23 protein-coding genes and 1 tRNA gene are annotated in these 25,173 nt (G+C 70.7%); 13 read left to right on the top strand and 11 right to left on the bottom strand.

Annotation, left to right across the window (positions count from 1 at the left end; translation table 11 throughout):
* Positions 1 to 66 precede the first annotated feature (66 nt).
* From C3942_RS20735 to C3942_RS20715, 5 genes are all read left to right on the top strand, one after another.
* Positions 67 to 1,014, top strand: a complete 948-nt coding sequence (locus C3942_RS20735) for a helix-turn-helix transcriptional regulator (RefSeq protein ID WP_366516647.1) — start codon at positions 67 to 69, stop codon at positions 1,012 to 1,014.
* 261 nt (positions 1,015 to 1,275) lie between these two features.
* The gene (locus tag C3942_RS20730; protein WP_104232281.1) at positions 1,276 to 1,461 is read left to right on the top strand and encodes a hypothetical protein; all 186 of its coding nucleotides are present in this window, start codon (positions 1,276 to 1,278) and stop codon (positions 1,459 to 1,461) included.
* Positions 1,462 to 1,642: 181 nt separating this feature from the next.
* A complete protein-coding gene (locus C3942_RS20725) occupies positions 1,643 to 2,698 on the top strand; it encodes an HlyD family secretion protein (RefSeq protein WP_104232280.1) in 1,056 nt (351 codons plus the stop codon).
* Complete coding sequence (locus C3942_RS20720) at positions 2,698 to 4,839, top strand: peptidase domain-containing ABC transporter (RefSeq protein ID WP_104232279.1); 2,142 nt, start codon at positions 2,698 to 2,700, stop codon at positions 4,837 to 4,839. Before C3942_RS20725 ends, C3942_RS20720 begins: the two co-directional genes overlap by 1 nt.
* Positions 4,832 to 6,295 carry a TolC family protein gene (locus C3942_RS20715; protein ID WP_104232278.1) on the top strand — a complete coding sequence of 488 codons (1,464 nt, stop codon included), beginning with the start codon at positions 4,832 to 4,834 and terminating at the stop codon, positions 6,293 to 6,295. The genes C3942_RS20720 and C3942_RS20715 overlap by 8 nt, the downstream gene beginning before the upstream one ends.
* 144 nt (positions 6,296 to 6,439) lie before the next feature.
* Here the strand turns inward: C3942_RS20715 and C3942_RS20710 are convergent, their stop codons facing one another.
* The 7 genes from C3942_RS20710 to C3942_RS20680 form a co-directional block, all read right to left on the bottom strand.
* Complete coding sequence (locus C3942_RS20710) at positions 6,440 to 6,625, bottom strand: hypothetical protein (protein ID WP_104232277.1); 186 nt, start codon at positions 6,623 to 6,625, stop codon at positions 6,440 to 6,442.
* Between the two features lie 2 nt (positions 6,626 to 6,627).
* Positions 6,628 to 7,752, bottom strand: a complete 1,125-nt coding sequence (locus C3942_RS20705) for a fatty acid desaturase family protein (RefSeq protein ID WP_104232276.1) — start codon at positions 7,750 to 7,752, stop codon at positions 6,628 to 6,630.
* Between the two features lie 26 nt (positions 7,753 to 7,778).
* Positions 7,779 to 8,900, bottom strand: coding sequence for a ferredoxin reductase (locus tag C3942_RS20700; RefSeq protein ID WP_104232275.1), 1,122 nt, complete (start codon positions 8,898 to 8,900; stop codon positions 7,779 to 7,781).
* Positions 8,901 to 9,140: 240 nt separating this feature from the next.
* The gene (locus C3942_RS20695; RefSeq protein WP_104232274.1) at positions 9,141 to 9,812 is read right to left on the bottom strand and encodes a TetR/AcrR family transcriptional regulator; all 672 of its coding nucleotides are present in this window, start codon (positions 9,810 to 9,812) and stop codon (positions 9,141 to 9,143) included.
* 301 nt (positions 9,813 to 10,113) lie between these two features.
* Positions 10,114 to 10,602: a DUF2505 domain-containing protein gene (locus tag C3942_RS20690; protein ID WP_104232273.1), complete on the bottom strand. Its 489-nt coding sequence runs from the start codon at positions 10,600 to 10,602 to the stop codon at positions 10,114 to 10,116.
* Between the two features lie 93 nt (positions 10,603 to 10,695).
* Positions 10,696 to 11,742 (bottom strand): AraC family transcriptional regulator, encoded by a 1,047-nt coding sequence (locus tag C3942_RS20685; protein WP_104232272.1) that lies wholly within the window; start codon positions 11,740 to 11,742, stop codon positions 10,696 to 10,698.
* Positions 11,743 to 11,857: 115 nt separating this feature from the next.
* Positions 11,858 to 12,277, bottom strand: a complete 420-nt coding sequence (locus C3942_RS20680; protein WP_104232271.1) for a hypothetical protein — start codon at positions 12,275 to 12,277, stop codon at positions 11,858 to 11,860.
* A 186-nt stretch (positions 12,278 to 12,463) separates the two neighbouring features.
* On the opposite strand from C3942_RS20680, the gene C3942_RS22165 reads away from it, so the two are divergent.
* Positions 12,464 to 12,949: a hypothetical protein gene (locus tag C3942_RS22165; protein ID WP_133164383.1), complete on the top strand. Its 486-nt coding sequence runs from the start codon at positions 12,464 to 12,466 to the stop codon at positions 12,947 to 12,949.
* Positions 12,949 to 14,262, top strand: a complete 1,314-nt coding sequence (locus C3942_RS20665) for a GAF domain-containing protein (protein WP_104232268.1) — start codon at positions 12,949 to 12,951, stop codon at positions 14,260 to 14,262. Before C3942_RS22165 ends, C3942_RS20665 begins: the two co-directional genes overlap by 1 nt.
* Positions 14,263 to 14,291: 29 nt before the next feature.
* On the opposite strand, the gene C3942_RS20660 is transcribed toward C3942_RS20665, so the two are convergent.
* On the bottom strand, positions 14,292 to 14,990 hold the full coding sequence (locus tag C3942_RS20660) for a hemerythrin domain-containing protein (RefSeq protein ID WP_104232267.1): 699 nt from the start codon (positions 14,988 to 14,990) through the stop codon (positions 14,292 to 14,294).
* 310 nt (positions 14,991 to 15,300) lie between these two features.
* On the opposite strand from C3942_RS20660, the gene C3942_RS20655 reads away from it, so the two are divergent.
* Positions 15,301 to 15,723 carry an SWIB/MDM2 domain-containing protein gene (locus tag C3942_RS20655; RefSeq protein WP_104232266.1) on the top strand — a complete coding sequence of 141 codons (423 nt, stop codon included), beginning with the start codon at positions 15,301 to 15,303 and terminating at the stop codon, positions 15,721 to 15,723.
* A gap of 227 nt (positions 15,724 to 15,950) precedes the next feature.
* Here C3942_RS20655 and C3942_RS20650 read toward each other — a convergent pair whose 3' ends face one another.
* Positions 15,951 to 17,225: a serine hydrolase domain-containing protein gene (locus C3942_RS20650; protein WP_104232265.1), complete on the bottom strand. Its 1,275-nt coding sequence runs from the start codon at positions 17,223 to 17,225 to the stop codon at positions 15,951 to 15,953.
* 72 nt (positions 17,226 to 17,297) lie between these two features.
* Here C3942_RS20650 and C3942_RS20645 point away from each other — a divergent pair, with 72 nt between their 5' ends.
* Positions 17,298 to 18,947, top strand: coding sequence for a CehA/McbA family metallohydrolase (locus tag C3942_RS20645; RefSeq protein WP_104232264.1), 1,650 nt, complete (start codon positions 17,298 to 17,300; stop codon positions 18,945 to 18,947).
* A gap of 164 nt (positions 18,948 to 19,111) precedes the next feature.
* Here C3942_RS20645 and C3942_RS20640 read toward each other — a convergent pair whose 3' ends face one another.
* Positions 19,112 to 20,719: an Aq_1262 family (lipo)protein gene (locus tag C3942_RS20640; RefSeq protein WP_104232263.1), complete on the bottom strand. Its 1,608-nt coding sequence runs from the start codon at positions 20,717 to 20,719 to the stop codon at positions 19,112 to 19,114.
* A 20-nt stretch (positions 20,720 to 20,739) separates the two neighbouring features.
* Here C3942_RS20640 and C3942_RS20635 point away from each other — a divergent pair, with 20 nt between their 5' ends.
* Genes C3942_RS20635 through C3942_RS20620 form a run of 4 tightly spaced genes read left to right on the top strand, consistent with a single transcriptional unit; the run spans position 20,740 to position 24,842 of the window.
* Complete coding sequence (locus C3942_RS20635) at positions 20,740 to 22,518, top strand: M61 family metallopeptidase (protein ID WP_104232262.1); 1,779 nt, start codon at positions 20,740 to 20,742, stop codon at positions 22,516 to 22,518.
* 10 nt (positions 22,519 to 22,528) lie between these two features.
* Complete coding sequence (gene plsY / locus C3942_RS20630; RefSeq protein ID WP_104232261.1) at positions 22,529 to 23,182, top strand: glycerol-3-phosphate 1-O-acyltransferase PlsY; 654 nt, start codon at positions 22,529 to 22,531, stop codon at positions 23,180 to 23,182.
* A complete protein-coding gene (birA, locus tag C3942_RS20625; protein WP_104232260.1) occupies positions 23,167 to 24,126 on the top strand; it encodes a bifunctional biotin--[acetyl-CoA-carboxylase] ligase/biotin operon repressor BirA in 960 nt (319 codons plus the stop codon). The genes plsY and birA overlap by 16 nt, the downstream gene beginning before the upstream one ends.
* Positions 24,123 to 24,842 (top strand): type III pantothenate kinase, encoded by a 720-nt coding sequence (locus C3942_RS20620; protein WP_243393694.1) that lies wholly within the window; start codon positions 24,123 to 24,125, stop codon positions 24,840 to 24,842. The genes birA and C3942_RS20620 overlap by 4 nt, the downstream gene beginning before the upstream one ends.
* A 47-nt stretch (positions 24,843 to 24,889) precedes the next feature.
* On the opposite strand, the gene C3942_RS20615 is transcribed toward C3942_RS20620, so the two are convergent.
* Positions 24,890 to 24,964: transfer RNA gene (locus C3942_RS20615), tRNA-Thr, on the bottom strand.
* Positions 24,965 to 25,173: the final 209 nt, after the last annotated feature.

Genomic DNA, 25,173 nt, shown 5'->3' with positions numbered 1-25,173 from the left:
ATACGAACCAGCCGGCGCCGATTCGGCCGACGAAGTCGGCGGCCCTGTGAGCAGCAAGGGCCTCGCGTGTTGACTGCGTCTTCCCGCCTGCTGCGCCTGATCGCCCTGCTGCAGAGCCGCCGCTACTGGTCCGGGCGCGAACTGAGCGAGCGCCTGGAGATCGACCCGCGCACGCTGCGGCGCGACGTGGAGCGGCTGCGCGAACTGGGCTACCCGGTGCAGGCCTCGGCCGGCGTGGGCGGCGGCTACCAGATGGGAGGCGGCGCGGAGTTGCCGCCGATGCTGCTGGACGACGACGAGGCGGTGGCCGTGGCGGTGTCGCTGCGCGCGGCGGCGGCCAGCGTGGGCGGCATCGAGGAGACGGCGATGCGGCTGCTGGCGAAGATGGACCAGCTGCTGCCGGCGCGGCTGCGGCGGCGCGCCAGCGCGCTGCATGCGGTGACGATCTCGCTGCGCAGCGGCGAGCCGATGGCGGATGCCGACCTGCTGACGCGCAGCGCGGCGGCCTGCCGCGACCAGCAGTGCCTGCGCTTTGGCTACCGCGACCGCGGCGGGCGCGTGACGCAGCGCCGCGTGGAGCCGATGCGCCTGGCCAACGCCGGGCGGCGCTGGTACCTGGTGGCCTGGGACCTGCAGCGCGGCGACTGGCGCACCTTCCGCAGCGACCGCATGAGCGGGCCGCTGCAGGCGGGGCCGCGCTTCACGCCGCGCACGCCGCCGATGGACCTGGCGGAGTACGTGAAGCAGGCCATCTCGTTCTCTCCCTTCGAGTACCAGCTGCGCATCCGCCTGCGCGGCTCGATGCAGGAGCTGTCGAAGAAGCTGCCGCCCTGGGCGGGCATGCTGGAGCACGAGGGCCCGGCGAGCTGCATCCTGTCCACCGGCGCGGACAGCGTGGAGGCGATGGCGGCGCAGCTGATGTTCGCCGGCGACTTCGAGCTGGTGGAGCGGCCGGCCTGGCTGCCGCAGCTGCAGGAGGCCATTGCGGTGCTCGGCAAGCGAGTGACCGTGTAGCTTTATGGTGCAGCCCACCGCGCGATGGGCCGGCCACACTTCCGTCAGGAATCAGCGGTATCAACGGGCCGACCGGCGGCGGCGCCTGCCGCTCTCCCGCGGGGCCAATCGCCATAAACGTGGCACATGGGTTGCTAAATAAATCCCGCATCGCGCCGTAGGCGTGCAGAGTCGATCGGGGGACTCTCTTCACCGTTGCCTTCACGCTCGGCAACTCCCTGTCGTTCAAGAGCGTAATCAACCTGCGAATGGAGTCGTGACATGGCAATTCAGGAACTGAGCCGCGAAGAGGTTTCCATGGTTTCGGGCGGTGCCGATCTGGTGAGCGGTCTGTTGGGTGGGGTGCTGACGGTGGTCGGGAAACTGCTGACGACGCCGCTGGTGACCAACCTCCTCAGCACGCTGACGAAGCTGACCGGCGGCCTTCTGGGCGCACTGAAGCGGTAGCGGCGAGTGGCGCAGAGGGAAGGCGGGCTGAGGTGACCCGACCTTCCCGAGCGACATTCCTGCCCTTGTCGCGGGGCGCGTGCCGGGTCCGGCCGCGGCCTTCTTCCATGTGATGCGAAAACTCCCGCCGCGTCCTCCGGGATGCCGATGAAGGGCGACGGCCTGCGGCCAAAGGTGTGCGATGTCTTCCCTCTATCGCAAGGCGGCGCTGGATGCGCAGGCGGTCACGCCGCTGGGCAAGATCATCCTGGTGCAGCCGCCTTCGTATCGCCTGCTGACGGCGATGTGCGCGGCCTTCGCCGGCATCGTGCTGGCGTTCTTCCTCCTCGGCAGCTACACGCGGCACAGTACCGTGACGGGACAGCTGCTGCCCGACGCGGGCCTCATCAAGCTGTATTCGCCTCGCCCCGGCGTGGTGCTGGAGCGGCGGGTACGCGAGAACCAGCGGGTCAGGGCCGGCGATGTGCTGTTCGTGGTGTCGGGCGACCGGCCCGGCGGCCTGGGTGGCGAGCGCCGGCTGCTGGTATCCAAGGCGGAGGAGCTGCGCCGCCAGCTCGATATCCTCGGCGAGCAGATCGGCAACCAACAGAGCCGTCTGGAGCTCAGCCGCCGGACGCTGCGCTCCTACCAGGACCTGCTGGCGCGGCGTTACATCTCCGCCGAGCAGTTGCAGCAGAAGCAGGAAGACCTGCTGGACCAGCAGGCGCGGCTGCAGGCGCTGGAGCGCGAACGCGTGGCGCTGACGCATGAGCTGGGCGCGCAATACCTGGTGATCACCGCGACCCAGTCGGGCACGGCCACGGCGCTGAACGCGGACGTGGGCCAGGGCATCGACGGGCAGCGGCCGCTGCTGTCCATCGTGCCGGACCACTCGCTGCTGGAGGCCCACCTGTTCGCGCCGAGCCGCGCGGTGGGCTTCGTGCGCGCGGGCGACCGTGTGCTGCTGCGCTACCAGGCCTATCCGTACCAGAAGTTCGGCCACTACGGCGGCGTGGTGTCCTGGATCTCGCGGACGGCGGTGTCGCCCGCGGAGATCGCGGCGCTGAATCCGGCTCCGCAGGGCGGCGAGCCGTTGTACGAGATCCGCGTGAAGCTCGACGGGCAGACGGTGACGGCCTATGGCCGCCGCCAGCCGCTGCAGTCGGGCATGGTGGTGGAGGCGGACATCCTGCAGGAGCGCCGGCGCCTCTACGAGTGGGTGCTGGACCCGCTGTTCACGCTGTCCGGAAAGGTCTGATGCTCGACGGCCTCTCCTTCGGCTTCGGGCGGCGGCTGCCGCTGATCCTGCAGACGGAGGCGGCCGAATGCGGGCTGGCCTGCCTGGGCATGGTGGCGGGCTATCACGGCCTGCGCACGGACCTGCAGACGCTGCGGCAGCGCTACTCCGTGTCGCTCAAGGGCGCGCGGCTGGCGGACATGATGCAGGCGGCCGGCGGGCTGGGCCTGTCGAGCCGCGCGGTGAAGCTGGACCTGGAGGATGTGCCGCAGCTGCGGCTGCCCTGCATCCTGCACTGGAACTTCAACCACTTCGTGGTGCTGCAGAAGGTCCGCGGGCGCCACGTGACGATCTTCGACCCGGCCGTCGGCATCCGGCGCCTGCCGATGGACGAGCTGTCGGAGGCCTTCACCGGCGTGGCGCTGGAGCTGTGGCCGGGGGCGGACTTCGTGCGCGCCGAGGCGCGGCAGAAGATCAGCCTGCGCCGGCTCACCGGCGACATCGCGGGCCTCTATCCGGCGCTGGGACAGGCGCTGCTGCTGGCGCTGGTGCTGGAGCTGTTCTTCATCGCCAGCCCCTTCCTGCTGCAGTGGGTGGCGGACGAGGTGCTGGTGTCCTCCGACCGCGACCTGCTGAACGTCCTGGCGCTGGGCTTCGGGCTGATGCTGCTGATGCAGCAGGTGACGACGCTGGTGCGCGGCTGGGTGCTGATGTTCCTGGGCACCCGCCTGAAGGTGCAGTGGAACGCCAACGCCTTCACGCACCTGCTGCGCCTGCCGGCGGCGTATTTCGAGAAGCGCCACCTGGGCGACGTGGTATCGCGCTTCGGTTCGATCGAGACGATCCAGCGGACGCTGACCACGTCCTTCCTGGAGGCGATCCTCGACGGCCTGATGGCGGCGGTGACGCTGCTGCTGATGGCGCTCTACAGCCTGAAGCTCTGCGCGGTGGCGGCGGCGGCGATGGCGCTCTATGCGCTGGGCCGCTGGCTGTGGTTCTCGCCGCTGCGCCGCGCGACGGAGGAGCAGATCGTCCACGCGGCGAAGCAGCAGGGCCACTTCCTGGAGACGATGCGCGGCATCAAGGCGATCAAGCTTTTCCAGCGCCAGGAGGAGCGCCGCTCGCGCTGGCTGGGACTGATGGTGGAGCAGGTCAACGCGGAGCTGCGCTCCAGCAGGATCACGCTGCTGGTGCAGGCGCTGAACGGGCTGCTGTTCGGCATCGAGCACATCCTGGTGATCTGGCTGGGAGCGCGGCTGGTGATGGAGCAGGACTTCACCATCGGCATGCTGCTGGCGTTCATCGCCTACAAGGCGCAATTCGACACCCGCGTCAGCGCGCTGATCGACAAGCTGATCGAGCTGCGCATGCTGCGCCTGCAGGGCGAGCGCCTGGCCGACATCCTGCTGTCGGCGGCGGAGACCACCCGCGGCCTGGCGCCCGGAAGCACGCCGGAGCTGGAGCCGTCGCTGGAGGTACGGAACCTGCGGCTGCGCTATGCCGATCAGGAGCCCTGGGTGCTGGATGATGTGTCGTTCCGCATCGCGCCCGGGGAATGCGTGGCCATCGTGGGGCCCTCGGGCAGCGGCAAGACTTCGCTGCTGCACGTGCTGCTGGGGCTGATGCCGCCCTCGGAAGGGCAGGTGCTGGTCGGCGGCCGCAGCCTGGAGCAGGCGGGGCTGGACGAGCTGCGCCGCATCACCGGCTCGGTGCTGCAGGACGACGTGCTGTTCGCCGGCTCCATCGCCGACAACATCTGCTTCTTCGACACGCGGCCGGATCGCGCCTGGATGGAGGAATGCGCGCGGATCGCCGCGATCGACGAGGACATCCAGGCCATGCCCATGGGCTACAACAGCATGATCGGCGACATGGGCGCGGCGCTCTCCGGCGGGCAGAAGCAGCGGGTGCTGCTGGCCCGCGCGCTGTACAAGCGCCCGAAGATCCTGGTGCTGGACGAGGCGACCAGCCATCTCGACGTGGACCGGGAGCGGCAGGTGAACGAGGCGGTGCGCGCGTTGCGCATCACGCGCATCATCGTGGCGCACCGGCCGCAGACCATCGCCTCGGCCGGCCGGGTGATCGCGCTGGCGCAGGGGCGGCTGTTGCAGGACGCGGCAATGCCGCCGCCCGGCGAGCCGCGGATGGCGGCGCATGGCTGAGCGGCGCCGCAGGCGATGGATCGCGCTGGCGGTGCTCTGCGTCGGGGCGCTGCAGGGCACCGCCGCAGCCGACCTGGGCGAGGACCCGCTGTCCACCGCGCGCCGGCTGCCGCTGCCGGTGAGCGAGCGCCTGGCCAGCCTGGAACTGCCCTGCGCCGACGCGCTGCCGCAGCCCCTGACGCCGCTGGATGCGGTGCGCCAGGCGCTCTGCCGCCATCCCCAGACCCGCCAGGCCTGGGCGGCGGTGGAGGCGCAGGCGGCGGCGGTAGGCCTGGGCCAGTCCGCATACTGGCCGGGCCTCAGCGCCACGGCCAGCTTCAGCCGGGTGCGGGTGGAGAGCGAGTACCCGGACCAGCCGGAGCTGGATTCCTCCTTCGACGGCCGCAGCAGCGGTCAGTCGCTGGGCCTGGAGTGGGTGCTCTACGACTTCGGCCTGCGCGCGGCCAACCTGCGCCGCGAGCGCGCGCTGTTCGTGGCCGCCTGCGCCTCGCAGAACGAGACGATCCTCGCCGTGTTCCTGGACACCGCGCGGGCCTACTTTGCCGCGGAGCAGGCGCAGGCCTCGCTGGCCACGGAGACGCAGGCCGAGGAGGCGGCGCGGCGCAGCGCCGAGGTGGCGCAGGCCAAGGTCGCGGCGGGCGTGGGACTGGAGGCGGACCGGCTGCAGGCGCAGACCGCCCATGCGCAGGCCAGCCTGAACCGCATCCGCGCACAGGAAAGGCTCGACAGCGCGATGGGTACGGTCGCCTCGGCGATGGGGCTGCGGCCCGGCACGCCGATCCTGCTGCCGGAGGCCGGCAGCGCGATGGCCGATGGCCCCGAGGCCGCGGCGCAGATCGACGGGCTGATGGAACGCGCCCAGCAGTTGCACCCGCGGATCGCGGCGGCGCGGGCGCAGCTGCAGGCGGCGCAGGACGCGGTCACCGCGGCACGGGCGGGCGGGCGCCCCAGCCTGGCGTTGTCGGCCTTCACCGAGCGCAGCGATACGCCGATCGACCGCGTGTCGAGCCGGCAGCAGATCGAGTCGTCCAGCCTGGGGCTGCGCCTGAGCGCGCCGCTGTTCGAGGGCTTTGGCCGGACCTACCGCATCCGCCAGGCGGAGGCGCTGCGGGAGGGACGCGAGGCGGCGCTGCTGGCCGCGCGCCAGGACGTGGCGCAGGCCGTGTGGGACAGCTACGTCGCCGTGCGCGGCGGCGCCGAAGCGCGCCGCGCCAGCCGCCGCCTGCTGGACAGCGCGCGCCAGTCCTACGAGCTGGCGTCGGGACGCTACCAGGCGGGCGTGGGCAACATCCTGGAGCTGCTGCGGGCGCAGTCCGACCTGGCGACCGCGCAGCAGCAGGAGGTGCTGGCGCGCACGCGCTGGCGGCTGGCCCGGCTGGAACTGGCGGCCAGTCTCGGGCAGATCGACTTCTGGATGCTGCGGGAGCGCGATCCGGCGCGCCCGGGCGATGACTGAAGGCCGCCCGCCGGGGATGGCGTCATCGCGGGCCTTCCCTCTCCGCTTGCGGGAGAGCGGGCACGAGCGGCACGCCATCCATGCTTGCACCCGCCCTTCTTCCCCGCCCCGCTCCCGCAGGGCGCGCGGAGAACAGCCCGCGCGCTATTGCGTGCGCGGCCGCATCTTGAATCCCGCCGCCGCCTGCTCGCGCAGTTCTTCCGGCCAGCGCGCTACCTCGATGCTGACCTCGTACGCCGCGGCGGCGATGATCTGGGCGATGCGGGCGGCGCTGGATTCCAGCTCGGCCTCGGCGGCCTCGTCCAGCCCTGGAGCCTGCTGGCGAGCCATGCTCAGGCCGCCAGCGGCAGTTCGCGCGGCGACTCGGCGTCGTTGGCCGGCACGGCGGCGCCCGTGGCCGGCTTGCGGCGTCCGGGCAGCGACAGCCTGGCGATGCGCTTCCAGGTGCTGAGGGTCTGCCGGAGGAACGAACCGGTGTTGTACGGCAGGCCGTACTTGCGGCAGATGGCCTGCACCTCCGGCGAGATTTCCTGGTAGCGGTGCGCCGGCAGGTCCGGGAACAGGTGGTGCTCGATCTGGAAGCTGAGGTTGCCGCTCATGATGTGCATGAGCTTGCCGCCGCTGAAGTTGGCCGAGCCGAGCAGCTGGCGCACGTACCACTGGCCGCGGGTCTCGTTCTCGATCACCGACTCGGGGAACTGCTCGACGTCTTCCGGGAAGTGGCCGTTGAAGATCACCGCGCAGGCCCAGACGTTGCGGGTGAGGTTGGCGGCGACGTTGCCGACGAACACCAGCGGCGCCAGCGGGCCGGCCAGCAGCGGGAAGAACACGTAGTCCTTGGCCAGCTGCTTGCGCATCTTCTTCCACACCGGCTTGAACTCCTCGCGCAGCTGCGCGCCGGTCTTGGTCTTGTAGACCAGGTAGTTCTCCAGCTTGAGGTTCTGCACGGCGACGAAGTGCTGGAAGAAGGTGTGCAGGATCACCGTCAGCGGCAGGTTGGCGAGGAAGCGCGGCTCCCAGGCCTGGTCCTCGGACATGCGCAGCAGGCCGTAGCCCACGTCGTGGTCGCGGTTGAGCACGTTGGTGTAGGTGTGGTGCTCGTAGTTGTGCGTGTGCTTCCAGTTCCGGGCGGTGTCGCTGGTGTCCCAGTCGAACTTCTGCGAGTTCAGCGCGGGATCGCCCATGAAGTCGTACTGGCCGTGCATGACGTTGTGGCCGATCTCCATGTTGTCCAGGATCTTGGACGCGCCCAGCGCGGCGACGCCCAGCGGCCAGGCCGGCGGGATCATCAGCATCACGCGGCCGGCGACTTCCAGCTGGCGCTGGCGCTTGACCAGGCCGCGGATGTAGCGGGCGTCGCGCTCGCCCAGGTCGGCGAGCACGCGGTTGCGGATGGCGTCCAGCTCGGTGCCGATGGCTTCGAACTGTTCCGGAGTCAGCTTCTGAAAGATGCCCATGGTGTCTGTCCTTCTCGTGTTCGTTCTCAAATATCCAGGGTGACGGTGCCCACGGGCACGCTCACGCAGATCTGGATGTCCTGTTCGCCGGCTTCGCTCAGCTCGCCGGTGCGCGCGTCGCGCACGACGCCGTGGGTCTTGCGGCAGGTGCAGGCCTTGCAGATGCCCATGCGGCAGCCGGACTCGGGACGCAGGCCGGCGGCCTCGGCCTGGTCCAGCAGGGTGGCGCCGCTGTTCACGGCCAGGCGCTCGCTGCGGGCGAAGCGCACCTCGCCCTCGGCGCTGCCGCCGTCGATCACCAGCGGGGCGGCGGTGAAGCGCTCCAGGTGCAGGCGGTCGCCCAGGCCGTCCTCGGCCCAGACCTTCTCGACGGCGGCCATCATCGCGGGCGGACCGCAGAGGAAGGCGGTGGCCTCGGCATAGTCCGGCACGGCGGCCCGCAGCTGCTCGCGGCTGAAGAAGCCCTGCAGTTCGCCGCCCTGCTCCGGCTGCGCGTAGCAGCGGATCAGCTCGACGTTGGCGTGCTGCGCGGCGATCAGCGCCAGCTCGCTGGCGTAGATCATGTCCAGCGCGGTGTTGCAGTAGTGCAGGAAGGTGATGCGGCCCTGGTGCTTCTCGTCGAGCAGGGTGCGCAGCATGGACATCACCGGGGTGATGCCCGAGCCGCCGCTGATCAGCAGCACGCGATCCGGACGCTGGTCCGGCAGCGCGAAGACGCCGTCGGCCTGCGACAGGGTCACCACGGTGCCGGGCTGCAGGCCCTGCTTCAGGTGCTTCGAGACGAAGCCGGTGGCGTGAGCCTTGGCGGTGAGCTCGATCAGGCCGTCGGCGGCGTGCACGGAGTTGGCCGGCGAGTAGCAGCGCATGCGGCGCACGCCGTTGATCTCGACCGTGAGGCGCAGGAACTGGCCGGCGCGGAAGCCCTGCCAGTTGCCGTTGGGACGCAGTGTCAGGGTGACGCTGTCGGCGGTGCCGTGCTTCACGGCGACCACCTCGGCACGCACCTCGTGCACGGACCAGGTGGGATTGAACAGCTCCAGGTAGCGGTCCACGCCGTGCGGCGTGGTCAGCGTCTCGGCCAGGCGCGAGCTGAGTACGCGGCGCAGGCCGGACTTCAGGAAGCTGTTGCTGTTGTTGGCGGTGTTCATCGGCAGCCCTGTTGGTGAACAAGTGTGTACCATCTTGTTCCCTAAGACACGCCGTGTCAACAGTTGTTCACTGAATTTGCGTAATTAAATGTTTTTTAAAGGAATTAAGTAAAATATTTCAGTGAACATTTTAGCACAACGCCAAGGATATGTCCTTGGCTGCCGCGATTCCGGGGCGCTCTGGATGAACATTTCCGCCGGCGCCAGGCGGCTTTGCGCGTCCGCTTGCGGGAGCGGGCGCTACTTCAGCAGGCGCGCCGCGGTCCGGTCGTCCGCCAGCAGCTTCACGGCGACGTAGACGCCGGGCTCCACCAGCCGCGTGAGCTGGCCGGCGCCGTTGTTGCGCAGCTCGTCGGTGAGGCGCGCGAGCAGGCCGGCGACGAGGAACACGGGCACGAATTCCGGCAGCGGCGGCAGGCCGGGCTGCTCGCGGCGGATGCGCTCGGCGATGCGCCGGAACAGCTGGATGTAGGGCTGCGCGGCGCGCTGGTGCTGCAGGGCGGCGTCGCCGCCGGCCAGCGGCAGTTCCAGCAGCCAGGCGCGCGCCAGCCCGGGACGCTCCTCCCACCAGCGCAGCCAGGCGGTGAGGCCGCGGCGGATGCCCTCGATCCAGTCCTGTTCCAGGCCGAAGGTCTCCATGGTGGTGAAGACGTCGGCGGCGGCTTCCTCGGCGGCGGCGAGGAAGCACTCCTGCTTGTCCTGGAAGAATGCGTAGAAGGCGTTGCGGGAGACGCGCGCGGCCGCCACCACCGCCGGCACCGTGGTGGCGGCATAGCCCTGCTCCGCCACCAGCGCCAGCATGGCCTTGACCACGCGCTCGCGCTGCGAGGCGCGCACGAATTCGCTGGAGAGGCCGTGCCGGCCTCGCGGCAGGGGGGCGCCGCTGAAGGGGGGCTTGCGCTTTGAGGACATGCGCGTATTATAAATTTCATCAGGAGACGCTTGCGTCTCCAAATCAGGACCCACCGAATTCCGCCGGCAGGCAGTGCCCCTGGGGCACTTCCGCACGGCGGGGAGCCGCAGCCTCCCAGTGCACAAGCCGCGGCCGGTCCTGTCTGCGGTGCTCGGCGGCGATGCCGCCGCCGGCGTGATTCCACCCTGCCTGGGTTCGAGGGATCCGGCGGCCTTCACCGGCCGCCCGCTTCTTTGCGCAGGGCCAACGGAAAAGGGCGGGAGCGGCCTGCGCCGCCCCCGCCCCGTGGCTGCCGTTCCCTCAGTACTTTTCCAGCAGCTTGCGGCTCGCCGCGGCGTCGACCGGGTCCTTGCCCTTGATGTCGCTCACCACCAGTTCTTCGAGCTTGCCGCCCACCAGCGGGATCTTGACCGAGACGTCCCAGTCGAAGGTCTTGGTGGCGCTGCCGCCGGATTCGGCCAGCGAGGTGGCGCAGCGGATCTTGCCCGGCAGGCCCTTGGGCTCGACGATGACCTCGCCCTTCCTGGTGGAACGGTCCCAACGCTCGGTCTGGGTGACGGCGGTGGTCTCGCCCAGCACCTTCTTGGCGAAGCCCGGCAGCGGCGCGGAGGACTTCACCTCGTAGCTGATCTTGATCATGAAGCGGGTGCCGTCGTCGCTGTGCTCGACCTGGCGGTAGCCGGTGGCGCCCAGGGCTTCCTGCAGGGCCTTGTGGTAGGCCGGGTCGCAGAACATCTTCAGTACGGTGGCGGCGTCCTTGGGGAAGGTCTGCTTGTACGAGAACTGCATGCGGGCTCTCCTCTGTTTCTGGTCTGTATGGCGTTTGTCGCGGGCGCACTGTGCGTCAGCGCGCCGGGGCTGTCCTCACTCCGGAAGACTACCCTAGTGGCGGAATTCGCTGGGGCTGATGCCGGTCCAGCGCTTGAAGGCCCGGCGGAAGCTGCGCACGTCGGCGTAGCCGGACTGCTCGGCGACGCGTTCGATCGGCAGCTCGGGGTTGGCCAGCAGGCTCATCACGCGGGTGCGGCGCACGTTGTTGAGCAGGGTCTCGAAGCTCAGGCCCTGGTCGCCCAGGCGGCGGCGCAGGGTGCGGCCGCTCATGTTGAGCTCGCCGGCGATGCTCTCCAGGCTGGGGCCCTGGGTGAGGGTCTTCTCGATGGCGCGTTCGATGGTCGCGGCCAGGTCCATCTTCTGGCGCACCTGGGCGTTCTCGGCCTCCAGCAGCGCCAGGGCCTGCTTCAACGCGAGGGGGTTGTGGTTGGGCAACTCGTGCAGCAGCCAGCGCGCTTCGATGACGCAGCGGTTCTGCGCGGCGCCGAAGCTCACCGGGGCGCCGAACAGGGCCTGGTACTGCGCGGCCCAGGAAGGCGCCGGATAGGCCAGTTCCACGCGCAGCGGCGCGAAGTGCGCACCCACCAGGCTGCGGCCGTAGACCAGCAGGCTGGCGAACAGCTCCTCCACGACGAAGACCTGGATCTCGGCATCGGGAAAGCGGAAGCCGGCCTCCACCCACAGCTCCGGGCCGGACAGGCGCAGGCTGGTCTGGGTGATGCCGCCGGCGGTGACCTGGTAGCGCAGGCCGATGTCGAAGGCATCGCCCAGGGTGCGGCACAGCGAGACGGCGTGGCCCAGCAGGCCCAGGGTGCCCAGCACGTTGCGGTTGCCCACGGCCAGGCCCAGGGCGTCGCCCGGCACCATCTGCAGGGCGCGGCGGATCATCAGGCTGGCCTGGCGGTAGGAGACGCGGAAGCCGGGATCGTCGAGGTCCTCGGGACCGAAGCCCAGGCCGCGGCACAGGGCCTGCGGCTCGACGCCGCGCTGGCCGGCGACCTGCGCCAGGGTCTGCAGCAGGAACACCGGGAAGATGGCGGCTTCGTAGCGCGGATCTTCGGCGGGGCTGGGCGTGCTGGCGGCGGGGGCCTGGGTCATGGCGGATACGATGCCACAACCCGGATGCGGGCTCGTAGGGCCGGCCCAGGCTGCCGCCGCGGCGGCGACAGGCTCCGGTCCCCGACCCCGACGGCTCCGCGCGGGGACCGCCCGCTCAATGCTCGAGGGCGGACTGCCTCAGCATGAACAGCAGGCTCTGGCGGTTCTGCACTTCGCGGCGGCCGGTGCGGGCCTCTTCCACGGTGATGTTGCGCGCGCAGAGGTAGACGTCGCGGCTCAGTTCGTCGGCCTGCGGGCAGCCGATGCGCGCCAGTTCGGCGCGCAGCAGCTTGAGGAAGGGCTGGCCCAGTGGCTCGAACTCCTCGGCATAGCGGGTGCCCTCGGCGGCCTGCACTGCGGCGGTGCGCTGGTCGCGGCGGGCGAAGCAGGCGTCCCAGTAGACCTGCATGGCGCGTGTCAGGCGCGTGAGGCTGGGCTCGCCGCTCATCTGCCCCACCACCTCGCTCAGGACCTGGCGCAGGAAGTCGCGGTAGGCCGGCAGGGCCTGCTCCGGCATCAGCTGCATCGTGTTCATGGTGTTCCTCCCCGGGTCCCGTTGTCTTGGAGTGTCCTGCACGAATCACGCCGGGCGTGAGGACCGCAGCGACGCGGCAGGGGGACCATGGCGGACAGCATACCGTGTCCGCGGCGGCCGGCATGGTCCGGACGAGACAGTTTGTCGGTGATGCCCCGACGGGAACCATGGCGGCATAATGCCGCCATGGTTCCCGAACTCAGCCGCGCACAGGCCGCTTTCATCCAGGGCCCGGTGTCGATCTCGCTCGCCGCACGCGACGACGCGCGGCGCACGACGATCGCGCGCGGCCTGGCCTGCCGCGTGTCCGAGGCGCGCGACCAGATCGCGATCCTGGTCTGCGCATCGCGCGCGGCGCCGCTGGTGGCGGAGCTGCGCGCCGAGGGCTGGGTGGCGGCGAGCTATTCCCTGCCGGCGACGCACGAGACGCTGCAGGTGAAGGGCCGCGACGCCCGCGTGGAGCCGGCGCTGCCCGGCGACGAGGCGCGGGCGGCGGCGCACCGGGCGGCGTTCGCCACGCAGATCGCGGTGGCCGGCTTCACGGCGGAGTTCACCGAGGCGCTGCTGCATCACGAGCCCGGTCAGCTCTGTTGGGTGCGCTTCACGCCGGCGGCGGTCTACATGCAGACGCCCGGTCCGCGCGCCGGCGAGCGGCTGAGGCCCGGCGCCTGATGCTCAGCGTCGATCACATCCGCGACTGCCTGGAGGGCGGCGTGCCGAGCCTGATCGCCACCTGCGACGCGGAGGGCATGCCCAACCTCACCTATGTCTCGCAGGTCCACTACGTGGACCCGGAGCACGTGGCGCTGAGCTTCCAGTTCTTCAACAAGACCCGCGAGAACATCCTGCGCGACCCGCGCGCCACCGTGCGCGTGGCCAATGCCGAGACGGCGGTGGAGTACCGGCTGGACGTGGAATACCTGCGCACGGAGCCGGAGGGGCCGCTGTTCGAGCGCATGAAGGCGAAGCTGGCCGGCGTGGCCTCGCATACCGGCATGGCCGGTGTCTTCAAGCTGCTGGGGGCCGACGTCTACCGCGTCAGGAACATCGAGCAGCTGCCGGGGCCGGTACTGGCGCTGGAGCGCCCCCACCCGCCCCTGCTGCCGCCGCTGCGCCGCATGGGCGAGCGGATCGCCGCCTGCGGCGGCCTGGACGAGTTGCTGGACCGTACGCTGGCGGGGCTGGAAGAGCTGTTCGGCATCCGGCACTCGATGCTGCTGATGCTCGACGAGGGCGGCCGCCGGCTCTATACCGTGGCCAGCCGCGGCTACGGCGCCTCGGGCGTGGGCTCGGAGATCGCGCTGGGCCATGGCGTGATCGGCGTGTCGGCGGAGCAGCGCACGCCGATCCGCCTGTCCTACGCCAGCATGGATTACATCTACGGCGCGGCGGCTTCGGGCACGGCGGCGGAGATTCCCTGGCCGGGGCTGCGCGAGCCGCAGAGCCAGCTGGCGGTGCCGATCGCCAGCGGCGGCCGCCTGCAGGGCGTGCTCTACGTGGAAAGCCTGGAGGAGATGGCCTTCTGCTACGAGCACGAGGATGCGCTGGCGGCGCTGGCGGTGACGCTGGGCTTTGCCATGCAGGCGCTGGCGCAGGACGGCGACGCGGAGCCCGACGGGCCCGCCGCGGCGGCCGACGCGGCGCCGGCGGACAAGGCCGCGCTGCAGGTGCGCTACTACCCGGAGGACGACAGCGTCTTCCTGGGCGAGGACTACCTGATCAAGGGCGTGGCCGGGGCGATCTTCTGGAAGCTGCTGCGCGACTACCAGCGTGACGGCCGCACCGAGTTCAGCAACCGCGAGCTGCGCCTGGACCCCAGCATCCCGCTGCCGGACATCGCCGACAACCTGGAGGCGCGCCTGCTGCTGCTGCACCGGCGCCTGCAGGAGCGCAGCAGCCTGCTGGGGCTGGAGAAGACCGGACGCGGGCGCTTCCGCCTCTGCGTGCGACAGCCGCTGAAGCTGGTGGAGGTTGCCGGCGCCTAGCACCGGCAACCCCGCTACAGGGCCCAGGCTCAGGCCGCCTTCGCCATCTCCGCCGGCTGCGCCAGGGCGTCCTGCAGGCGCGTCCAGTCGCGCGGCGTGAGCAGCGGCTGCAGCATGCCCAGAACCCCGGCGAAGACCTCGGCCGGTGCGCCGGCGCGCATGCCCATCAGCAGGGCGCAGCGCTCGCCATGGCTGGCGCTGGGCAGCATCCAGCGCAGGGTGAGCATCATCTCCGGCGGCGGGATCGAGGCCACCAGGGCCTGCTCGATGGCCAGGATCTCGGCGTCGCCGTAGGCGGCCCAGAGCGCGGCGTTGTTGCGCACCTCCTCGATGTCCATGTGCTCGTGGTTCTCGGCCACGAACATCGCCAGGGCCAGGTACAGGGCGTAGCCCAGCTCCGCGCGGCGCGCACCGCGGGCGGCTTCCAGTGCGCCGGCGCGCGCCAGCAGGGTGTCGATGGCGCGGACATGCTCGCCATGGTCGCCCTGCGTCTGGCCGCTGGAACCCGGGCGGCGGGCTTCCATCGCGGGGTGGATGAAGTCGTTCTCGTGCGCAAGATGGCTGCGGCAGACCGCCAGCAGGCTGCGCAGCTCGGCCAGCGCGGCGGCGCTGTCCTCGGCGTCGAGCCAGTCGGCGCGGCCCAGCGCCTGCAGCGTGTGGGCCATCCATGCGCGCAGGCCTTTGTGGATCACGGCGTAGATGTTGTAGCGGGGCGCGAAAGCTTCCATTGCAGCAGTCTCCAGAGCAGGTTTTCCGAGGGCGAAACAGGCTTCGCCGATGGCTGTGCAGACTACGCGGGACACCCTCGGCGCGTTGTTAAATCCTGCTTAAGAAAACCCTCAAAATTCCTTAAGCGGAGCCCCCGTGTGAACGGCGTCACGCCCCCTGGGAGGCCCCCAGGGGCGTTCCCTCAGAACGCCCAGGGAAAGCCCTGCGTGAAATAACACTCGCGCGCCGCGCAATTTTCGTGTAAATCTCACACCCGCACGCTCTGCGCCGCAGAGCGATCTCAAGTCCAGGATAGAGAGGAGCAGGAGAATGGCTGTTAAGAAGGCTGCGAAGAAACCGGCTGCCAAGAAGGCCCCCGCCAAGAAGGCTGCGGCTAAGAAGGCTCCGGCGAAGAAGGCTGCTGCGAAGAAGGCCCCCGCCAAGAAGGCCGCCCCGAAGAAGGCTGCTGCGAAGAAGGCCGCCCCGAAGGCCAAGAAGCCCCGCGCTGCCGGCGGCGGCATTGCCCAGCCGGTCGCCCTGAGCGCCGATCTCGCCGGTATCGTCGGCGCGACCTCGCTGAGCCGCGGCGAGCTGACCAAGCGCATTTGGGACTACATCAAGAAGAACGGTCTGCAGGACCAGAAGAACCGTCGCCAGATCAACGCCGACGCCAAGCTGAAGGTCATCTTCGGCGGCAAGAACCAGGTGTCGATGTTCGAGATGACGAAGCTGGTCAACAAGCACGTCAAGTAAGCTTGTTGCCGTAGCCGCTGTACCCGAACCCGCCGGCGCCGAGAGGCTGCCGGCGGGTTTTTTCTTGCCTGCGCCCAGCGCGTGCTGCAGCGCTCCGGGACCGTCGCCATCAGGCGGCGCGGGGCCAAGGGGCGAGCAGAGGGCGCGCCATGGACGGCGACCCCGCCTCGATACGCACGCTCGCCAAGCTCACGAGGCTGCTCGGCACGAACGGTTGGGAACTCCGCCTAGCCGCCGCGACAACGCTCGGAGATCGCCGCCATCAGGCGGCCCAGGGTGATCAGGTGGGTGCCGAGCAGGGCCTTGCCGGTGGTCAGCAGGGCGCAGGAGATCTCGCGCTGGGGGTCCGCCCAGCCGAGGATGTTCATGAAGCCCAGGTGGCCGTAGGCGTGGCGCGTCATGGGGCCGTAGAGGCCCGCGGGGTTGGCGCCCAGCATCATGCCCTCGCTGTAGCGCATGGGGATCATCAGCGAGCCGTCCAGGGCGATGCGCCACTTGGGCTTGACGGCGCGCCTGAGCGTCTCCGGCTGCAGCAGGCGGCGGCCCTGCCAGACGCCGCCGTCCAGCAGCATCTGGAAGAAGCGCGACAGCTCCTCGGCGGTGGCGTAGAGGTTGCCCGCCGGGATCACGGCCTCCATGAAGGCCTCGGAATTGGCGGACTCCACCACCTGCTCGAAGGGCACGATCAGCACCTTCTCGATGATCGCCGACAGCGGGAAGCGCACCGGCTGTCCGGCGGCATAGTTGAGCGCGGCCGCGGGGCGGTGCTCGCGCGGCACGCCGAAGCGGAAGTGCTTCAGCCCCATCGGCTCGCGGAAGCGCGTGTCGAGGTAGGACTGCACGGAGGCGCCGGTGACGCGCTGGATCAGCTCGGCCAGGATGAAGCCGCCGCTGATGGCGTGGTAGGCCATGCGCCGCGGGTGGGTCGGCGGCGCGCGGCAGATGCGCTCGATCACGCCGTCCCAGTCCAGCAGCACCTCCACCTGGCGCTCGCGCCGGGGCACCTTGATCTGCGGGAAGCCGCCGCGGTGCGCCAGCACCTCGGCCACGGTGGTGTCCTTCTTGCCGTGCTGCCCGAAGGCGGGGATGTAGTGGCTGACGCGCTGGTCCAGGTCCAGCCCGCCTTCCTCGGCGAGCTTGTGCACCAGCACCGCCGTCACCGCCTTGGAGGCGGAGAACAGGCAGATCGGGGTATCCAGCTCCAGCACCTGCTTCGGCGCGTGCGCCAGGTCCCAGGGGCCGTTGCCGCGGGCGTGGCCGAGCGTGCGGTGCAGCAGCAGCTCGCCGCGGCGGCGCAGGCAGAAGGCCACGCCGGGATAGGCGCGGCTGCGGTAGAGGTCCTGCACGGCGCTCCAGATCGCCTCGACGTCGCCGGGGCGCAGGCCGCCGCGGGCGGCGGAGCCTTCGGCAGGATCGATGCGGGTGACGGTTTCGATCCTTTCCGGGAGGCGGACCTTGTAGTTCTTCAGCAGACCGGCGTCCTGTGCGGCCTTGATGATCATGGAACGCTCCCCACGGCGTTGTCGGGAATCGCATGTTCACACGGACGTCATGCGATGTCACAGAATGGGCGCATGCTCACGATCCGCACCACCCTCGCCGCCGCCGTCCTGCCCCTGCTGGCGGCCTGCGGCAGCAGCAGCGATTCCGCCGCCACGCCTCCCGGGCCCGCCCCCGAGGTGAACTGCGCGCCGGGCCTGCCGGCGCTGGAGATCCGCGGCGGCGCCGGCGCGGCCGATGCCAAGACCTACCGCGAGCTGCCCTTCGTGGTCGGCACCGGGACCGGGCGCATCGAGCTGTCCTACGGCTGGACCGAGCGCTCGCCGCTGCCCTCCACGCCGCTCACCGCCACCACGCTGGACCTGGGCCTCTGGGACGAGCATGGCTACCGCAGCGCGACGGGCTTCCGCGGCTGGTCGGGCTCGCGCCAGGGCCGCCTCGACAACGGCCAGGCGCCGGTCTTCGTGGAGGCGGCAAGCGCCGAGCGCGGCTACCGCCCCGGACCGATCCGGCCGGGCACCTGGTACGCCGACCTCGGCATCGCCGCGGTGGGCCCCGGCGGCGCGGACTGGGTGGTGAAGGTGGAATGCAAGGCGGCCTCCGGCGCGACCCCGGCCGACGATCCGGTGGACCGCCATCACGTGGCGCGCGACGCCGCCGGCTGGTACCACGGCGACTTCCACATGCACGGCTACCACTCCAACGCCAACGCCCCCGGGGACGAGGATTTCGTGGCCCAGGCGCGCGCCGCGAAGCTCGACTTCCTGATGGTCACCGAGTACGTCACCGGCGAGCACTGGCGCCGACTGGGCGCGATGCAGCGCGCCAACCCGGACCTGGTGATCTGGCCCGGCCGCGAGATCATCACCTACCACGGCCATGCGATGACGCATGGCGAGACGCCGGGCGTGCTGGAGTACCGCCATGGCTTCGAGGACGTGACGCTCGGCCAGATCCAGCGCCTGGCCAAGCAGGAGGATGCGCTGTTCCAGGTGAACCACCCGACGACCTTCCCGGGTCCGCTGTTCGCCAATTTCTGCCGCGGCTGCGCCTTCGAGCTGGAGGACGCCATCGACTGGGCGCAGGTGGACACCATCGAGATCCTCAACGGGCCGCTGATCACCGAGCTGGGCGACCTGGGCCTGCCGCTGCCCCTGCCGCTGGGCATCGAGAACCCCTTCATGCAGACCGCGATCGACCTGTGGGAACGCAAGCTCGCCGAGGGCTACCGCATCACCGGCGTCAGCGGCTCCGACTCCAAGGGCGTGGACGCGGAGGACGAACGCGAGCGCAAGGGCTACGGCAGCTCGGCCACCGCGGTCTACGCCACGCAGCTGTCACGCCCGGCGCTGAAGAGCGCGATCCAGGCCGGCCATGCCTACGTACGCACGCGCGGCGTGGCGCACAGCCCGGCGCTGGTGTTCGAAGCGCAGGCGGCCGATGGCCAACGCGGCATCTTCGGCGACACGCTGCGGGTAGGCGAAGCCGAGAAGGTGACGCTGCGCGCGACCGTCACCGGCGGCGGCGGGCAGACGCTGCGCTATTTCCGCAACGGCCGGCTGTTCCGCAGCGTGAACATCAATGCCGATCCCTTCGAGCATGAGCTGGAGGTGCAGCGGCAGCCGGGCAGCGAGGGGCCGCTGGGGACGTTCTGGCGCATCGAGACGAAGGATGCGCAGGCGCGCACCGCGATCGGGAACCCGGTGTTCCTGAAGGCGCGGTAGGACCGAATCATGAGGCGTCCACCCCATGATCACCTGGCCGCTCATGCCGAGTAGCCTCATGAGCGCAGCGAGCGTGCGTATCGGGGCACGCAGCCGGGGCACCTCGATACGCGACGCCTCGCGGCGCTACTCGGTGTGAACGGTTCGGTTGGAAGCCCAGGGGCTTACCACTCCACCCAAATCCTTCCATCCGTGAACACCCGGCCCTCCGCCTTCAACCCCGTGTCCCCATTGTCGATGCGCCGGTGCACGTTCACCGACGGCGCGACCACCGCATCGCGGCCCTTGGTGAAACTCTGCTCGCGCACCGTCAGCAGGTAGGCCTTGTTCAGCGCCAGCGCGCGTTCGCGCGAGGGGCGCAGCAGTATTCCCAGGTCCTTGCCGTCACGCCGCGCGGCGGCCTCGTCCAGCACGCCCCCGGGGAAGTAGCGGTGCAGCATCTCGTCATTGGCGCGGAACTCGTCGGCGCCGCCGACGCGGCGCAGGTAGCGCAGCGTCTCCGGCTCGCGGCTGCCGGCCTGCGGGCGGTCCGGCAGACCGGCGATGCTGTGCTCGGCCCAGCCGGCGGCGCCGGGCAGCTTGCGCGGGAAGGCGAAGCTCTGGTCGGCGGTGACGCCGATGGTGCTGTGGCAGCCCATGCAGAACAGCTGCTCCTCGTAGGTCTGCAGGCGCAGACGCCCCTGCGCATCCTCGATGAAGGCCTGAAGCTGCCAGCCGAAGGGGTTGATCAGGCCCACCGCGGCATCGCCCGGGTAGTAGGGCAGCGCGCCGGCGGCCTTCTCGGCGTTCTCCTCGGCGTAGGCATGGTCCAGCGCCGGATCCTCCAGCCACAGGCGCTTGATGGAGTAGCGCAGTTCCTTGAGCCGCGGCGAGCGCGCATCGGCGGCATCCGGGTCGACGTAGCGCAGGCTGTGCAGGAACTCGGTGCCCACGGGATAGAGCCCGCGCGCGACCGGCACCGCCGCCGCAGCGCCGGCATAGCGCCTGGGCAGGCCGCGGATGCGCTCGATGCGGCCGCCGACACGGCCGTTGCCGTCGAGATCGGCGCCGGCCAGCGCCTCGTCCACCGGTTCGACGCGGCGGCGCAGCGCGGCATCGGCCACGCGCGCGTCCACCGTCATCGCCGCCTCCAGGATCGCCAGGTTCAGGCGATAGGCCTCGCGCGAGTCGGCGCCCCCGGCGTCGCGGCGGAACTCGGGAGGCAGCCGGATGAAGACGTCGTCGCTGCTGCCGTTGGTGGGCCAGAAGGTGCCGGGAAAGGGCTGGTAGCGGATCGCACGCCAGCCGGAGCCGTCCCTGGCGAAGCCCTCGGCGTCGAAGCCGGCGGCGAGGTCCAGGTCCGGGCGCCAGCCCAGGTAGTTGTCGCGCATCCGCAGCTGCTCACGCAGCGCGGCGTAGTTGTCCTGGCGGATCCAGGCCAGGATCTCGGCGTCCGGGATCGCGGCGATCTGCGCGCGGCGGTCGCGGAACAGGTTGGTCCAGTGGTTGGTCCCGCCCACCGCGCTGAAGGCGTATTCCTCCTGCAGGCGGGCATCGTCCATGCGGTTGCGGCCGTTGGCGGGCACGTGGCAGGTCCAGCAGGGGTTGGCGAGGCCGCCGGTCTTGGTATAGCACTGCGGCGGCACCACGGCCTCGCGGTTGTCCACCCGCTTGCCGGCCGCCAGGGCCTGGGCCAGCGGGTCGAAGGCGGCGGGCGCCGCGGACGGGGGCGGCGCGGGGGCCTTGCCGCAGGCGGCGAGCAGCAGGACGGCGGCGAGTAAGGCGGGGCGCATGGCGGCATAATACCCAGCGCATGAGTACGATCCGCTACCGCATCCAGCCCAGCCACCCGCGCGAGCACTACTTCACCGTGCAATGCCGGCTGGACTCCCCCGATCCGCAGGGCCAGGTGTTCCGCCTGCCCTCCTGGATCCGCGGCAGCTACCTGGTGCGCGACTTCGCCAAGCATGTGCAGGAGCTGCACGCCAGCGCCGGCGGCGAGCCGGTGGCGATCGAACGGCTCGACAAGCGCAGCTTCCGCTGCGCGCCCTGCGCCGGCCCGCTGACGCTGGACTACCGCGTCCATGCCTTCGACGAATCCGTGCGCAAGGCCTTCCTCGACACGCGCCGCGGCTTCTTCAACGCCAGCTCGCTGTGCTACCGCGCGGAGGGCGCCGGCGACATCGAGATCGACATCGAGGCGCCGCAGGACGAAGCCTGCGCGGGCTGGCGGCTGGCCACCACGCTGGAGCCGCTGCAGGTCGGCGCCGAGGGCTTCGGCCGCTACCGTGCGGCGGACTACGAGGAGCTGATCGACCACCCGGTGGAGATGGGCCGCTACACCCGGCTGGACTTCGACGTGGACGGCATCCCCCATGCGGTGGTGCTGTCGGGGCGCCATGCCGTGGACGGCGCGCGCCTGACGCGCGACCTGACGCGCATCTGCCACGTGCAGCGCGAGCTGTTCGGCCAGGAGCCGGCGCTGCGTGAGTACCTGTTCCTGACCTACGTCATGGGCAACGGCTATGGCGGCCTGGAGCACCGCAGCTCCACGGCCCTGGTCTGCTCGCGCAAGGACCTGCCGGCGCCGGGGGACGCGCGCTTCACCAAGGATTACCGCGGCTTCCTCGGGCTGTGCAGCCACGAGTACTTCCACCTCTGGAACGTCAAGCGCATCACCGCCGCGCGCTTCCTGGAATCCGATCTCGCCGCCGAGGCCTACAGCCGCGACCTCTGGCACTACGAGGGCCTGACCTCGTACTACGATGACCTGTTCCTGCTGCGCGCCGGCGTGCTCGACGCCGCCGCCTACCTGGACCTGGTGGCGGAGAACGCCACGCGCCTGCAGCGCACGCCGGGGCGCCTGGTGCAGACGCTGGCGGACTCCAGCTACGAGACCTGGATCAAGTACTACCAGCCGGACGAGAACACGCCCAATGCCGGCGTGAGCTACTACATCAAGGGCGGCCTGGCGTCGCTGTGCCTGGACCTGCAGCTGCGCCTGCATTCGCAGGTCACGCTGGACGATGTGCTGCGCACGCTGTGGCGGCGCTACGGCGCGCCGGGCATCGGCGTGCCGGAGGGCGGCCTGGAGCGGGTGGCACAGGAGCTGTCGGGGCTGGACCTGCGCGAGTTCTTCGACGAGCTGCTGCGATCCACCGAGGAGCTGCCGCTGGCCGAACTGCTGGCGGCCTTCGGCGTGGAGTCGAAGCAGCGCGCGGCGGTGTCCGATGCCGACGCCGGCGGCCGCGTCAGCGGCGAGGCGCCGCCCGCCTGGGCCGGCCTCAAGCTGCGCGGCGGCGAAACCCGCATCGCCTACATCCAGGCCGGCAGCCCGGCCGCGCTGGCGGGCCTGTCGGTCAACGACCAGCTCGTCGCCCTCGACGGCCTGCGCGTGGCGCCCGGCAACTGGGGCGCGCTGCTGGCGGCGCTGCCGCCGGGGCAGGATGCCAGCCTGCACTACTTCCGCGGCGACGAGCTGCTGGAAACCCGCCTGGCGCCGATCGCGCCGCCGTCGGACACCTGGACGCTGACCCTGATCGCGGCCGAGGGCGAGGTGCTGGCGCGCCGCCAGGCCTGGCTGGGCCTGTAAGAGACCCCACATGATCGAAGCGCTCGCCAAGTTCCTGCTCGCCTACCTCGCCGGCACCGTCATGGGCGGGCAGATCGTCGGCAAGCTGCGCGGCGGCGTGGACCTGCGCCAGCACGGCAGCGGCAACGTCGGGGCCACCAACGCACTGCGCACGCAGGGCAAGGGCTTTGCGCTGGCCGTGCTGCTGATCGACGTGCTCAAGGGCGTGCTCGCGGTGCTGCTGATCCCCAGGCTGCCCTGGCCGCTGGCGGAGGCCCAGCCCTGGCCGCCGGACTGGCAGGCCTATGCCTGCGGCGTAGGCGTGGCCCTGGGCCACTGCTACCCCGCCTGGTACCGCTTCCAGGGCGGCAAGGGCGTGGCGACGCTGGCCGGCGTCTTCGCCACCCTGCTGCCGGCGGCGCTGCCCTGGCTGCTGGGCGGCTTCATCGCCGTGACCATCCTGTCGGGCTACGTCGCGCTGGCCTCGGTCAGCGCCGCGGTGCTGGCGCTGTTCTACATCGCCTGCATCGACGCCCGCGGCCTGTTTTCCGCGGCCGGCGCCTTCACCGGCGCGATGGTGCTGCTGGTGGTATGGAAGCACCGCCGCAACCTGATCAACCTGGCCCGCGGCCAGGAAAACCGATTCGAGAAGGCGAGGCTCCTGCACCGATGGCTCAGCCGCTGATCGAGGCCGAGCGCCTCAAGCTCGTCGACGCCCTGGCCGACGGCGAGTGGCATTCCGGCGAGGACCTTGCCGCCGCCGAGGGCATCTCGCGCGCCGCGCTGGCCAAGCGCATCGAGAAGCTGCGCGACTGGGGCCTGGACGTGGAAGCGCGCCAGGGCCTGGGCTACCGGCTGCCGCAGCCGCTGGAACGGCTGCGGCCGGAACGCATCGGAGCAAAGCTGGCCTTCGAGGTCCTCACCGCGACCGATTCCACCAACACGCGCCTGCTCGAGAGCGACCCGGCGCGTGACCCGCAGGCCCTGCTGGCGGAGTACCAGACCGCCGGCCGCGGCCGGCGCGGGCGCGAGTGGCGCTCCCCCTTCGCCGCCAACCTCTATCTCTCGCTGGCCTGGTCCTTCCCGAGCTGGCCGGCCACGCTCAGCGCGCTGCCGCTGGCGGTGGGCGTGATCTGCGCGCAGGCCCTGCAGGCGCAGGGCGCCGCGGACATCGGACTGAAGTGGCCCAACGACCTGTATGCCCGCGGCCGCAAGCTCGGCGGCATCCTGATCGAACATCGCGGCGAGGCCGGCGGCAACTGCCGCGTGGTGATCGGCATCGGCATCAACGTGTCCATGAGCCTGCAGCAGGCCGAAGGCATCGCCCAGCCCTGGATCCCGCTGGCCGAGCTCACCGCCGCCCCGCCCTCGCGCAACGGGCTGGCGGCCGCGCTGCTGCAGCGCCTGGCCGAGGGCATCGCGCGCTTCGAGGCCCAGGGCTTCGGCGCCTTCGCCGCGGAATGGGCGGCGCTGGATCTCGCCAACGGCCGCCCGGTGCGCGTGCTGCAGGGCGAGCGCGAATACGAAGGCATCGGCCGCGGCGTGGACGCGCAGGGCGCACTGATCGTGGAGGCCCTGGGCCAGTACCAGACACTGCATTCGGGCGAGATCAGCCTGCGGCTCGCATGATCCTGCTGCTCGACATCGGCAACAGCCGCATCAAGGCCGCGCTGGCCGGCAGTTCCGGCATCGAGGCGGTGACCGCGATCGCCCACGACGGCGATCCCGCCGCCGCGCTGCTGCAACTGCCCGAGGAGCGCCCGGAGCGCATCGCCGTGGCCAACGTCACCGGCGCGGCGCACGAGCGGCAGATCGAATCGGCGCTGCGCGAGCGCCATGGCATCGTTCCCTCGTTCGCGCGGACGCAGGGCGAATGCAACGGCCTGACACTGGCCTATGCCCAGCCGCAACGCCTCGGCGTGGACCGCTGGCTGATGATGCTGGCGCTGTGGAGCGAAACCCGCGAGGCCTTCGGCGTCGCCGGCGCCGGCACCGCGCTGACCTATGACGCGGTGGATGCCTCGGGCCGGCACCTGGGCGGCTTCATCGCCGCCGGCCTGTCCGCGCACCTGCAGGCCGTGCTGGGCGCCACGCGCTTCGGCGCCGGCCCGCTCGGCGAGCAGTACAGCGACGGCCTGGGCCAGGACACCGAGGCCTGCGTGCGCCAGGGCGCCTTCCTGGCCTGCCTGGGGGCACTGGAGCATGCCGCCCGCCGCCATCCCGCGCCGCGCCAGGTCCTCAGCGGCGGCGACGGCCCCCTGCTGCAGCCCTGGCTGCCGGACTGGTCGGCGCGGCCGCAGCTGGTGCTGGAAGGCCTGCTGGCCTGGGCAAAACTCGAATCCTGAGCCGAAAAACAAGAAAGCCCGCGGATTCGCGGGCTTTTTGTTGGAAATGGTGCCGAGTGAGGGATTTGAACCCCCGACCAACGGTTTACAAAACCGCTGCACTACCGCTGTGCTAACCCGGCAGGGTCGGGCAGTGTAGGCAGTCTTCTGCGCCCCCGCAAACCTGGCGTAGCCGGAGCCCAAGCCTCTCCCGCGCGCTATGCAACGGGCAAGAAAAAACCCCCGCAGCTCTCGCTACGGGGGTTTGTCCTTCTTTAAGAGCCTGGCAGTGTCCTACTCTCACATGGCTATTGCCACACTATCATCGGCGCTGTGTCGTTTCACTTCCGTG

The organism is Solimonas fluminis (genome assembly GCF_002930645.1).
Taxonomy (GTDB): domain Bacteria; phylum Pseudomonadota; class Gammaproteobacteria; order Nevskiales; family Nevskiaceae; genus Solimonas_A; species Solimonas_A fluminis.
This window is presented reverse-complemented; position numbering and strand designations above follow the sequence as displayed.

Excerpts from the sequence above, each read along its gene's own strand:
- C3942_RS20730 (WP_104232281.1), top strand. The coding sequence starts at position 1,276 with ATGGCAATTCAGGAACTGAGCCGCGAAGAGGTTTCCATGGTTTCGGGC.
- C3942_RS20725 (WP_104232280.1), top strand. The coding sequence starts at position 1,643 with ATGTCTTCCCTCTATCGCAAGGCGGCGCTGGATGCGCAGGCGGTCACG.
- C3942_RS20720 (WP_104232279.1), top strand. The coding sequence starts at position 2,698 with ATGCTCGACGGCCTCTCCTTCGGCTTCGGGCGGCGGCTGCCGCTGATC.
- C3942_RS20715 (WP_104232278.1), top strand. The coding sequence starts at position 4,832 with ATGGCTGAGCGGCGCCGCAGGCGATGGATCGCGCTGGCGGTGCTCTGC.
- C3942_RS20710 (WP_104232277.1), bottom strand. The coding sequence starts at position 6,625 with ATGGCTCGCCAGCAGGCTCCAGGGCTGGACGAGGCCGCCGAGGCCGAG.
- C3942_RS20705 (WP_104232276.1), bottom strand. The coding sequence starts at position 7,752 with ATGGGCATCTTTCAGAAGCTGACTCCGGAACAGTTCGAAGCCATCGGC.
- C3942_RS20700 (WP_104232275.1), bottom strand. The coding sequence starts at position 8,900 with ATGAACACCGCCAACAACAGCAACAGCTTCCTGAAGTCCGGCCTGCGC.
- C3942_RS20695 (WP_104232274.1), bottom strand. The coding sequence starts at position 9,812 with ATGTCCTCAAAGCGCAAGCCCCCCTTCAGCGGCGCCCCCCTGCCGCGA.
- C3942_RS20690 (WP_104232273.1), bottom strand. The coding sequence starts at position 10,602 with ATGCAGTTCTCGTACAAGCAGACCTTCCCCAAGGACGCCGCCACCGTA.
- C3942_RS20685 (WP_104232272.1), bottom strand. The coding sequence starts at position 11,742 with ATGACCCAGGCCCCCGCCGCCAGCACGCCCAGCCCCGCCGAAGATCCG.
- C3942_RS20680 (WP_104232271.1), bottom strand. The coding sequence starts at position 12,277 with ATGAACACGATGCAGCTGATGCCGGAGCAGGCCCTGCCGGCCTACCGC.
- C3942_RS22165 (WP_133164383.1), top strand. The coding sequence starts at position 12,464 with ATGGTTCCCGAACTCAGCCGCGCACAGGCCGCTTTCATCCAGGGCCCG.
- C3942_RS20665 (WP_104232268.1), top strand. The coding sequence starts at position 12,949 with ATGCTCAGCGTCGATCACATCCGCGACTGCCTGGAGGGCGGCGTGCCG.
- C3942_RS20660 (WP_104232267.1), bottom strand. The coding sequence starts at position 14,990 with ATGGAAGCTTTCGCGCCCCGCTACAACATCTACGCCGTGATCCACAAA.
- C3942_RS20655 (WP_104232266.1), top strand. The coding sequence starts at position 15,301 with ATGGCTGTTAAGAAGGCTGCGAAGAAACCGGCTGCCAAGAAGGCCCCC.
- C3942_RS20650 (WP_104232265.1), bottom strand. The coding sequence starts at position 17,225 with ATGATCATCAAGGCCGCACAGGACGCCGGTCTGCTGAAGAACTACAAG.
- C3942_RS20645 (WP_104232264.1), top strand. The coding sequence starts at position 17,298 with ATGCTCACGATCCGCACCACCCTCGCCGCCGCCGTCCTGCCCCTGCTG.
- C3942_RS20640 (WP_104232263.1), bottom strand. The coding sequence starts at position 20,719 with ATGCGCCCCGCCTTACTCGCCGCCGTCCTGCTGCTCGCCGCCTGCGGC.
- C3942_RS20635 (WP_104232262.1), top strand. The coding sequence starts at position 20,740 with ATGAGTACGATCCGCTACCGCATCCAGCCCAGCCACCCGCGCGAGCAC.
- plsY (WP_104232261.1), top strand. The coding sequence starts at position 22,529 with ATGATCGAAGCGCTCGCCAAGTTCCTGCTCGCCTACCTCGCCGGCACC.
- birA (WP_104232260.1), top strand. The coding sequence starts at position 23,167 with ATGGCTCAGCCGCTGATCGAGGCCGAGCGCCTCAAGCTCGTCGACGCC.
- C3942_RS20620 (WP_243393694.1), top strand. The coding sequence starts at position 24,123 with ATGATCCTGCTGCTCGACATCGGCAACAGCCGCATCAAGGCCGCGCTG.